The organism is Vallitalea maricola (genome assembly GCF_036985595.1).
Lineage (GTDB): Bacteria > Bacillota > Clostridia > Lachnospirales > Vallitaleaceae > Vallitalea > Vallitalea maricola.
The window spans coordinates 1-228 of the sequence record NZ_BTPU01000287.1 but is presented as its reverse complement, the minus strand read 5'-3'; the positions used below and the strand labels follow the sequence as shown (position 1 = coordinate 228).

Genomic DNA, 228 nt, shown 5'->3' with positions numbered 1-228 from the left:
CCTAAATGCACTCGGATGACTAATACAAAGAATATTATCGCTATATTATGTAGCGTTAATATTGGCGATAAACCAACGATAAAACCTAACGCTATTGCCAAGGCGATTTGCCTAATGGAACTATCACTATTTAATGCATGTAGTAGCTTTGCTAATAAAGTTAACATGTCACCTCCTGTTAAAATGTTTAAATATTATACCTAAGCCACTTAAAGCTGTGCCTTCACG

Annotated in this window: 1 protein-coding gene; it reads left to right on the top strand. The window is 35.1% G+C overall.

Translation table 11 applies throughout. The annotated features are described in order from the left end of the window. The coding region (locus AACQ14_RS24115) for a hypothetical protein (protein ID WP_339366078.1) at positions 1 to 204 on the top strand (204 nt) is incomplete at its 5' end. Between the last annotated feature and the right edge of the window lie 24 nt (positions 205 to 228).